This is a genomic window from Candidatus Jordarchaeum sp. (assembly GCF_052745115.1).
Genome location: NZ_JBRAKS010000448.1, coordinates 1 through 2,748 on the forward strand (window position 1 = coordinate 1; position 2,748 = coordinate 2,748).

A 2,748-nucleotide genomic window follows, 5' to 3' on the forward strand; every position below is an offset into this window, starting at 1 on the left:
GAACCGAACACCATCTGGAAGTGTCCTAGATGGGTAAGTTTCGGACAACGGTTATTACTCTGTTCATAAATAGGAGTGCCATAATGCCTGTGGGTATATTTAGTGTTATTCATGGAATTATTATACTTATCGGAGTTATCTTGGTCTGGAAGGGGGAAATTGGGGAGCAGTCCTCATGATAATCTGTGGACTCATGGGAGCATTTGTACCGAACTTCGGGATCCTATGGGACTAATTGTTGGCTTAGTGCTCTGGCACGAGATGTAAAGCACAAACAAATTGGTTTCAAAAATTTTTTCTATCTTTTTTTCTGATAATTTTTAAGCTTAATTTTAGACTAAATTGAAAAATATTAGTATTAGATGATGCTGCATTATTGATTCTCATTTTTATTTTCAGTTGTTATTTATGGATTCTGTTATAGATGAAATAGTATTATAATTTAGCATAATTTGTATTGAATATTATTCATAAGACATCTCTTAGTTGCCTTTGTTGGTCATTAGGAATTTTCTTTAATGAAAAAACATTTTTACATAAATTTGTTTAAATTTTAAATATTTACATATATTTTTACATATTCCTAAATTCAGCAATTGTCGAATACCCTTAATCGACTTTCGATAAAGCTTATAAGTCAAGCTTCAAGACCTAGAGAATAATAGCACTGTTGTGCTATTATAGAAAATCCTTTTATGGAGGATAAAAACTAATATAAGGAGGAAAATATCTTGGCAGAACCAAAAGCGTGGTCAGTTTTAGGCATAATCGGTGGACTCTATGGTATACTATCCGGTGTAGTTATCGCTATTGGTGGAGTCGGAGCAGCAAACACAATCAACAACGCCTACATGCTAATGATTTTAGCTCCTGACCTTTGGACTGAAATCCTTACATTGATCTCATTAATATCTCCAACTTTGGCAGCTTTTAGTCTTGGTCCAGTTGCACCTATTTTAGGTTTGCAGGGAGCTGCGGCATTATCGATAATTGGTTATGTGGTCATAATTCATGGCATACTGATACTCATTGGTGCTTATGGAGCTTGGACCGGAGCCAAATGGGGAGCAATTCTGATGGCAATTATTGGATTCATCGGATTCCTAATCTTTAACCTTGGAGGCTTATTAGCCTTCATCGCTGGCGTCGTACTCTGGTATGAAATGAAGTAGGTGTATCTCAAATAGATCCAATTATATTATTTTTTTCTTTCTTTTTATTCTTTAAATCCGTTAATACTAACCCGATTATAATTAAGATGTGATTTTAATGAGTCAAGAACAAACCAGGGCCTTTATCATACTCGGGTGTATTGGCGGTTTATATGCCGTATTGGTTGGACTCTTAATAATGTTAATAGGGATGAGTATTAAGGGGAATATTATACTGATTGTGGGATTATCTATTCTTTTTCCACCATTTTTGGAATATTTACTTACGTTTTTGTACACATTACTTCCTTTTTTGGGATCAATAACTCTTGGTCCTTTGGGGGGTTATTATGTGGGAATGATTATCTGGGATATAAGCACTTTTGGCATCATAGTTTTGGTTCACGGATTTGTTATGGTTCTTAGTGCTATCGGGGTTTGGACAGGTAACAAGTGGTACGCGGCTCTGTTAGCCATCTTTGGTTTAATGGGTATGTTTGCCTTTTTTAACTTGGGAGGATTATTGGGACTGATAAGTGGTCTAATACTATGGTATAAACTTAAATAATCGTATTTTTTCTCTGCACTTCGAATCTTTTATGACTTAAATAAAACTTTTTTTGAGATCAAGTATATGAAGAGTATTTACACAAATTAATGAGAAAAAATAGTAATAGGTTTTACAGGAATCGTTGGGCGAGAAAGCCCCCGACTTTAGCCGTGGGGAGTGTCAAACCATGGTTTGAATTATTTTTTAAAATATTGTTAATAGCGATAGTATACACTCTATTTATATATTCGCTATTGTTCGTAAGAACTAATAAATAACTTGAATGAATTTGATAGAGGAGGATCAATCATGGAAGATGTTTACAAGAAACTGAGGGAAAAGATCGACCAGTGGCCCATAGGTTTCCCGGAAAGTGAGGAAGCATTAGGAATTATTAAAATTCTTTACACCCCAGAGGAAGCGGAGCTGGCGTTAAAGCTGCCCATGATGAATAAATCTCTTGAGGAAATAGCAGGAGAGTTGGGCGAAGACCCTGAGAAACTTAGAAAGAAGCTTGACAGAATGGCGGACAAGGGCACCGTTTTTGTCATGGAGCGTGAAGGGAAGCGTCTCTACCGCATGTTACCCTCACTTGTGGGCTTCTCGGAAACCCCTTTCTGGTCGGGAAAAATGGATGAGAGAGCCCAGAGACTCGCACCTCTCTGGAGAAAATATTTTGATAAGAAATTTTCTCGTGAGCTTGGTGACCGAGAGCAATCTATTCTGAGGGTAATTCCAATAAATCTTTCCATATCTGGTGGCTCGCAGGTAACACCATACGAAGACCTAGCGGAACTTCTTAAAGCAAACCGGTTTTTTGCTGTAGCGTACTGCCCTTGCAGGCAGATCGCCAAATACACCGGGGAAGGTTGTGACCACTCCCTGGAGACTTGCCTACATTTTGACAGCATGGGTGAATACATTGTTGAACATGGAATGGGCAGAGAAATAACTAGGGAAGAAACTCTAAATATTCTAAAGAAATGCAATGAGGAAGGGTTCACAACAGTAGAAAGATTTAATGATAAATAATACCATTCTTGGACT

The 2,748-nt window shown here is 37.3% G+C and carries 4 protein-coding genes; all 4 read left to right on the forward strand.

The window, feature by feature from the left end; genetic code table 11:
* Positions 1-29 precede the first annotated feature (29 nt).
* Positions 30-179: a hypothetical protein gene (locus ACUVXA_RS19340; protein ID WP_445872929.1), complete on the forward strand. Its 150-nt coding sequence runs from the start codon at positions 30-32 to the stop codon at positions 177-179.
* A 552-nt stretch (positions 180-731) separates the two neighbouring features.
* Positions 732-1,172, forward strand: coding sequence for a hypothetical protein (locus ACUVXA_RS19345; protein ID WP_445872930.1), 441 nt, complete (start codon positions 732-734; stop codon positions 1,170-1,172).
* Positions 1,173-1,269: 97 nt separating this feature from the next.
* Positions 1,270-1,719: a hypothetical protein gene (locus tag ACUVXA_RS19350; RefSeq protein WP_445872931.1), complete on the forward strand. Its 450-nt coding sequence runs from the start codon at positions 1,270-1,272 to the stop codon at positions 1,717-1,719.
* A gap of 291 nt (positions 1,720-2,010) precedes the next feature.
* A complete protein-coding gene (locus ACUVXA_RS19355) occupies positions 2,011-2,733 on the forward strand; it encodes a hypothetical protein (RefSeq protein ID WP_445872932.1) in 723 nt (240 codons plus the stop codon).
* Positions 2,734-2,748 lie beyond the last annotated feature (15 nt).